At 67.7% G+C, this 6,690-nt stretch carries 9 protein-coding genes; 6 read left to right on the plus strand and 3 right to left on the minus strand.

Annotation, left to right across the window (positions count from 1 at the left end; translation table 11 throughout):
• The 6 genes from VFG33_RS34920 to VFG33_RS34945 all read left to right on the plus strand — a co-directional run.
• Positions 1-675 (plus strand): anchored repeat-type ABC transporter ATP-binding subunit (locus VFG33_RS34920; protein WP_414673009.1); only part of this gene is annotated, 675 nt, incomplete at its 5' end.
• Positions 672-1,541 carry an anchored repeat-type ABC transporter permease subunit gene (locus tag VFG33_RS34925; RefSeq protein ID WP_325057294.1) on the plus strand — a complete coding sequence of 290 codons (870 nt, stop codon included), beginning with the start codon at positions 672-674 and terminating at the stop codon, positions 1,539-1,541. The genes VFG33_RS34920 and VFG33_RS34925, both read left to right, overlap by 4 nt.
• A 19-nt stretch (positions 1,542-1,560) precedes the next feature.
• Positions 1,561-2,205, plus strand: coding sequence for a choice-of-anchor M domain-containing protein (locus VFG33_RS34930; protein WP_325057295.1), 645 nt, complete (start codon positions 1,561-1,563; stop codon positions 2,203-2,205).
• Positions 2,202-2,840 (plus strand): choice-of-anchor M domain-containing protein, encoded by a 639-nt coding sequence (locus VFG33_RS34935; protein ID WP_325057296.1) that lies wholly within the window; start codon positions 2,202-2,204, stop codon positions 2,838-2,840. The genes VFG33_RS34930 and VFG33_RS34935 overlap by 4 nt, the downstream gene beginning before the upstream one ends.
• 186 nt (positions 2,841-3,026) lie before the next feature.
• Positions 3,027-3,404, plus strand: coding sequence for a TroA family protein (locus VFG33_RS34940; RefSeq protein WP_325057297.1), 378 nt, complete (start codon positions 3,027-3,029; stop codon positions 3,402-3,404).
• Positions 3,405-3,543: 139 nt separating this feature from the next.
• Positions 3,544-4,485, plus strand: a complete 942-nt coding sequence (locus VFG33_RS34945) for a hypothetical protein (RefSeq protein WP_325057298.1) — start codon at positions 3,544-3,546, stop codon at positions 4,483-4,485.
• A gap of 77 nt (positions 4,486-4,562) precedes the next feature.
• Here the strand turns inward: VFG33_RS34945 and VFG33_RS34950 are convergent, their stop codons facing one another.
• From VFG33_RS34950 to VFG33_RS34960, 3 genes are all read right to left on the minus strand, one after another.
• Positions 4,563-5,333 carry an NAD(P)-binding domain-containing protein gene (locus tag VFG33_RS34950; protein ID WP_325057299.1) on the minus strand — a complete coding sequence of 257 codons (771 nt, stop codon included), beginning with the start codon at positions 5,331-5,333 and terminating at the stop codon, positions 4,563-4,565.
• Positions 5,334-5,355: 22 nt separating this feature from the next.
• A complete protein-coding gene (locus VFG33_RS34955) occupies positions 5,356-5,997 on the minus strand; it encodes a response regulator (RefSeq protein WP_325057300.1) in 642 nt (213 codons plus the stop codon).
• Positions 5,985-6,690, minus strand: a 706-nt coding sequence (locus tag VFG33_RS34960; RefSeq protein ID WP_325057301.1) for a sensor histidine kinase, incomplete at its 5' end; no start/stop codon positions are given. The genes VFG33_RS34955 and VFG33_RS34960, both read right to left, overlap by 13 nt.

Here is a 6,690-nt window from a genome sequence, read left to right on the forward strand (position 1 = left end):
CGGGTGGGGGCGTCGGAGCAGGTTGGGTTGATCGGGCCGAATGGGGCCGGTAAGACGACGCTGTTGCGATCGTTGCTTGGGCTTCTGCCCATTCGTGACGGCGTGATCTCCATCAACGGCAGAACGCCCGCGGAGGCTCGCGGGAGCATCGGGTACGTGCCGCAGCGACACGAGTTCGTGTGGGACTACCCGGTCGATGTAGGCACGGCCGTGATGACCGGACGCACGCATCGAATCGGCTGGTTGCGACGTCCGGGCAAAGCAGATCGCGCCGCCGTCGACGAGGCGCTCGAGCGGGTGGACCTGACCGACCTCCGCCGCCGCCCGATCGGCGAACTGTCAGGGGGCCAACGGCAACGAGTTCTGGTCGCCCGGGCGCTCGCGTTACAACCGAGCCTGCTCTTGCTGGACGAACCGTTCACCGGACTCGACGTACCGACGCAGGAGATCCTCACCCGGCTGTTCCGGTCCCTGACCAAGGAAGGCTCGGCCATCCTGATGACCACGCACGACCTGCCCGCGGCCGCCGACACCTGCAGCCGGCTCTGCCTGCTGAACGAGACGGTCGTTGCCGACGGCCCACCAGAGGAATTGCGGGACCCGGCGGTCTGGCTGCAGGCCTTTGGAGTGGCGCGTTCCGAGCAACTGCTGCACAGCCTGGGAGTGACCCGATGATCGAGTTCTTCACCGAGCCCTGGCAGCACGTGTTCATGCAGCGGGCGTTCCTCGTCGTCCTGATGTCCGGCGTCGTGTGCGGGGTGATCGGCAGCCACGTAGCGCTGCGCGGCATGGCCTTCATCGGGGACGCCGTGGCGCACGCGGTCTTCCCGGGGATCGCGATCGCCTTCGTGCTGCAGACGAGCTTGGTCCTCGGCGGCATCCTGGCCGGGCTCGTCACCGCGCTGTCGATCGCCGTGGTGTCTCAGAACCGCCGGCTGAAAGAGGACACCGTCATCGGGGTGTTCTTCGCCGCCGCCTTCGGTCTCGGCATCGTGGTGATGAGCAGCGCACCGGGGTACGGCGGCTCGCTCGAGTCCTTCCTCTTCGGCTCAGTACTGGGGATCAGCAGCCAGGACGTCGTCACCGTGGCGATCGCGGGTGCGGTGCTCTTGCTGATCACCGGCGGTCTGCACAAGGAGTTCGTCACCGTCGGATTGGATCGCGAGACGGCCCGCTCAGTGGGGCTGCCGATCTTCTGGCTAGACATGGCGCTCTACGCGATGGTGACGATCGCGATCGTCATCTCGATCCAGGCCGTCGGCAACATCCTGGTCCTGGCACTGCTGATCACCCCGGCCGCCTGTGCCCGGCTGCTGACCGACCGGATCGGCGTGATGATGCTGATCGCCCCGGCGATCGGCGCATTGTCCGGACTGGTCGGGCTCTATCTCTCCTACGCGTTCAACCTCGCCGCCGGCGGGCTGATCGTGCTCACCGCAACCGCCGTGTTCGCCGTCTGCTGGCTGTTCGCGCCGCGGCACGGCCTGCTTCTCAGCCACCGTCGCCCAGTCGCGACGGCCGCAGTTCCCGTCCACCCCTGAAAGTCTGAAAGGAACATCTATGCGCAAGCCATACCGCGTGGTACTGCCGACTGTGGCAGTCCTCGCGCTCGCCGGCTTCACCGTGCCGGCTGATGCGGCACCCCGGGTCGTGCTCGACCAGGGCCATGTCGACGTGATCGGCATCGCCTTCGAGGACGGCGCCTTCAACGTTCACGTGCACGACGAGGCGCACGGTGTCGAGTACGCACCCTCCGAGGTGCAACTCGTCGCCAAGCCCGCCTCGGAGATCGCGGTGCCCGACGACCCGGCGTACCGGTTCCTGGGCGCCGCGGGCGCGCGCGCCTGGGTGCTGCCGCAGGTGCAGGACCCGGAGCTGCTCTGGCCGGGGATCGGCTCGGAGGAGATCGGGCCCGGGGTCTTCACCGACGAGGCGTTGAAGGTCGACATCGTCGGCGTCACCGGCCCGGCCGCCTTGAGCATCTTCACGACCGATTCGTTCGGCGCACCGACCGTACTCGCTGACAGCGGAAACGGTCTGCCAGACCGGATCAACACCACAGCAGGTGGTCACCTGCACGCCAACTGGGCCTTCGAGGCTGCCGGGACCTACCAGGTCAAGGTGCGGGTGAGCGGCACACTGGCCGCCACCGGCAAGAAGGTCACCTCGACCACGGCCGTCTACTGCTTCAAGGTCGCCCAGTGAAGGCCCGGGTGTTCGCCGGCGCCGCAACCGCTGCGCTGATCACGCTGCTCTCGGTCGCCCCGGCTCACGCCGCCACGACCATCTCGCAGGGCCACGTCGACGCCGTTGACGTGGACTGGACCGGGTCTGCCCTGACCCTCGACCTCCGCGACAGCACAGTCACTCCGGCCGTCGACCGCAACCCGGCGGACGTAGTACTGAATGCTGTCTCCGCCAGCAAGACCACAGTGCCGTCCAACTCGGCTTATGCGTTCCTCGGTACTGCGGGGTCGCCGGTCTGGATCCTCCCCCAGACACAGGTGAGCAACATCGTCTGGCCGGGCTTCAACACCGAAGGCGTGCCGAGCGGCGCGTTGCAGGGCAACTCGGTGACCGTGCGACTGGTGTCGGCCAGCGGGCCGGCCGACGTGAGCGTCTACACCACCAGCTCACTCGGCAGCCCGACCGTCTGGTTCGACAGCGGCAACGGACTGCCCGACACCCGGGCATTCGCGATCAACACCCACGCCCACGCCAACTGGGCCTTCGAGGCAGCCGGAACCTACACGGTCGTCCTCGAAGTCACCGGTACGACGTCCGCGGGCACCGCCGTCACCACAGGCCAGAAGACCTACACCTTCACCGTCCAGCCGTAGTCTCCTGTCTTGTCCCTAGGTCGGCGCCGACTTGGGGACAAGACACGGCAGCGGCAATCCGGGCAGCCCGACCGCGGCCACCTCGGGCCGGCCGGCCGGATACGGTCTGGAAATGAAGATCGTCTCGTTGCGACCACCGATGCCGTCGAGCTGTGGTCAGCGCGGGCCAACTCCACCCGGCCCCGCGTGATGCTGCTCGAGTGGACCGACCCGCCGTTCGCCCCCGGCCACTGGATCCCCGAGATGGTGGAACTCGCCGGCGGCGCCAACGTCCTCGGCCACACCGGCCTGCGGTCCGTCCGAACCACCTGGCCCGAAATCAAGGCAGCCCACCCCGACGTCATCGTCTCCGCCCCCTGCGGCCACGACCTCGCCGGAGCCACCGAAGTCACCGAGGACCTGATCCGCCGCGATGTCCTGCCCAGCGCAGTACCGGTCTGGGCCGTAGACGCCAACGCCCACTTCGCCAGACCCGGCCCCCGCCTAGTAGACGGCGTCGAGACCCTCACCGCCCTCCTCCACAACACCCCCGTCAACCCCACGACCGCCCGCCGCCTCCGCTAGACGTTACCCACTGAGATTGTGGGTTGACCCCTCAGAATCTCAGGTGTCAACGCACAATCTCGATGGGTAACACCCCACGGTTATCCACAGAAGTGGGGAAGGGGAGCCGTGGGAGGGGGTGGCGGGTGATGCTTGGGGGGTGAATCCGGAGTTGAAGGTGGTTGCTGCGAAGCAGGGCGGGGTGTTCAGCAGGCAGCAGGCGAGTAGGTCCGGCTACACACCTGAGCAGATGCGCGAGCGACTGGCCGACGGTCGATGGGAGAAGGTCCGCTACGGCCAGTACGCCGAAGCAGCGGACCTGAGCGGCCGGCCACCCTGGGAGCAGCAGATCATCCGGCATCGGCGATCGGTGCACGCGGCAATGAACTCGGTGCAACCCGGCTCTGTTGTGGTGAGCCACCAATCGGCACTCGCACTGCACGAGCTGACCATGTGGGGCGTCGACCTGGACGAGGTCCATCTCAATCGGCTGGACAAACGCAAAGGCCGGCTCGTTGCCGGTGTCAGATATCACCGCGGCAATTTGACACCGGCAGATCTCACCAAGGTGAGCGGCTTGGCGACGACCACCCTGCCACGGGCGTTGGTCGAGCTGGCTTGCACGGCATCCTTCGAGTCCACCGTGGTCAGCGCGGACGCCGCATTCCACGAACACAAGGTCAGCACGGCTGAGATAGTTCGACTCTTGACCGTGATCGAGTCCTGGCCGGGCAGCGCGTCGGCTCGCTCGGCTCTTGCCTTCGTCAACCCTCAGTGCGAGTCCGTGGGCGAGTCCCGCCTGCGTGTGTTGATGCACAACCACGGTCTGCCCGCACCGGTCCTGCAGTCCTCGTTCAAGGATGCGGACGGATTCGTCGGCCGGGTCGACTTCTACTTCCCGGAGTACCAGACAATCGTCGAGTTCGATGGCCTGATGAAGTACACCAACGGATCAGCGGAGGTACTGGTCCAGGAGAAGCGCCGCGAGGACCGCCTCCGCGCACTGGGACTGGAGGTCGTCAGGATCACCTGGTCCGACCTCAACCGCCCGGCCACCGTGGTCGCCCAGATCCGCCAAGCGTTCGTGCGCGCCCGGCGGTAAGGGGGTTACCCACTGAGATTGTGGGTTGACCCCTCAGAATCTCAGGTGCCAACGCACAATCTCGGTGGGTAAGCCCCTCAGGGATTTGCGGCGAGGCGGGTCCAAACCGAACGGAGGGCGCGGGCCGCGTTGCCTTCGAGGTTGGCGGCGTCGAGGGTATCGGCTAGTTCGTCGAACTCGGGGCCCCAGCGCCAGGCGACGGCCTTGAGGTGCTCGGGGAGATGTGGGTCCTTGAGGGAGGCTGCGTCCGGGCGGATCTGTTGGGCTGTCAGGGCGTCGGTGACGCCGTGCTTGGCTGCTAGGTCGAACGCGAGTACGGCGAGTGCCGCCTTCCCCTTGTTGTAAAGGGCGTAGGCAGACTTGGCTGCACTGGCCGCGCCGACCTGCTCGCCTACGACCATCGGAGTCACCGCAGTCCCGGCCCAGAGGTCGGCGGCCTGCTGCGCGGCTGGTCCGGAAAGCATCAGATGAGTCGGGGAGGAACCACCTGTGGGAGGCGGGCCGATCACGCCCGCGTCCGTGAAGGTTGCCTGGGGCAAAGCATCCTTGGCCTCGTCGAGCGACTTGGGCGACAGCGGGTTGGCCTCGATGTAGACACCAGCGAACCCGGCCGCGCCGACCTGCCGAGCTACCTCGACCGCGCCCTGCGGAGCACACGAGCACAGCACCACCTCGGCGGACTCGATCGCCTCGGCGAACGGAGTACCGATCAGCCCTGCTGCTTCGGCGCGCTCCACGGAGGCTTTGCTGCGACCGTCCGGGACCCAGTGAACTTCGTGGCCTCCGGCAACCAATTGGGCTGCGAGCTGGGAACCCATCGCGCCCGGATGAAACACCACGATCCGCATTCTGCCGTCCGATCCTCGAGGGCTACTGCTGACCAAGATAGGTCAGCACCGCGAGTACCCGGCGGTGGTCCACAGGGTTCGAGACCAGGCCGAGCTTGGCCATGATGCTGCCCACGTGGGTCTCCACCGTGCGTTCCGTCAGCCACAGCCGGCGGCCGATCCCCACGTTGGTGCACCCTTCTGCCATCAGAGCCAGTACTTCGCGCTCCCGCGGCGTCAGCGGCGCCAACCGGTCATCGCTGTGCGGGCGTCCGATCAGCCGGCCGACCACCTCCGGGTCCAGCGCCGAACCACCGGCCGCGACCCTGGTCAGCGCATCCAGGAACTCGTCGACGTCCAGCACGCGATCCTTGAGCAGGTAGCCGAATCCGCCGCCGCTGACCAGGTCGACCGAGTGCCGGGTCTCGATGTGCTGCGACAGCAACACGATGCCCATCTCCGGATAGCTGGTCCGCAACTGCCGGGCCGCGCGAGCGCCGTCGTCGGTGTTGTCGGGTGGCATCCGGATGTCGATCACGGCGAGGTCGGGCTCGGTCTCGCCGACCACGGTCACCAGCGCCACGGCGTCACCGGCCCGGCCGACGATCTCGTGACCGGCATCGGCGAGCAGCCGGGCGAGCCCTTCGCGGAACAGTGCCGAGTCCTCGCCGATCACGATCCGCACGGCAGCACCGCCTCGATTGTCGTACCGCTTCCGGCCGGGCTGTGCATCGACAGCGAGCCGCCGAGGGCCGCGACCCGGTCGGCCAGTCCGCTCAGCCCCGAGCCGGGCCTGGGAACCGCGCCCCCGCAGCCGTCGTCCTCGACCCGGATCCGGACATCGTCGGCCGACTGCGCCACCCGGACCGCGATCGAGGTCGCCTGCGAGTACTTCGCCGCGTTGGCCACCGCCTCCGCGGCCACGAAGTACGCGGTCGTGGCGAGATCGTCGGGGAGCCGGTCAGGGCCGATGTGCAGCTGGACCGGGATCGGCAAGGTCCGGGTGATTGCTGTCAACGCCGCATGGAGTCCGTCGTCGAGGCTGGTCGGACGCAACCCGTGGGCGATCTGCCGGAGTTCGGCGATCGCGGTCGCGAGTTCGGCAACCCCCTGGTCGAGCAGGCCGTTGACGTCGACCGTGCCGTCGCCGAGGTGCCGTTGGGCCAGCCGCATCGCCATACCGAGTGAGACCAGCCGCTGTTGAGCACCGTCGTGCAGATCCCGCTCGAGCCTGCGGCGTTCGGCATCGCCGACCTGAACCAACCGCGTACGACTGGCCTCCACCTCCCGGAGCGCCGCAGCGACCTCTGCCCGCAACCGCGTCACTTCGACCAGGCTTGCCGCACCAGCCGCCACCGCCTTCAACACTGCCGGACCA

This window comes from Kribbella sp., from assembly GCF_035687465.1.
Taxonomy (GTDB): Bacteria; Actinomycetota; Actinomycetes; order Propionibacteriales; family Kribbellaceae; genus Kribbella.

Coding starts and splice junctions, on each gene's coding strand:
- VFG33_RS34950 (WP_325057299.1), bottom strand. CDS start 5,333: ATGCGGATCGTGGTGTTTCATCCGGGCGCGATGGGTTCCCAGCTCGCA.
- VFG33_RS34925 (WP_325057294.1), top strand. CDS start 672: ATGATCGAGTTCTTCACCGAGCCCTGGCAGCACGTGTTCATGCAGCGG.
- VFG33_RS34930 (WP_325057295.1), top strand. CDS start 1,561: ATGCGCAAGCCATACCGCGTGGTACTGCCGACTGTGGCAGTCCTCGCG.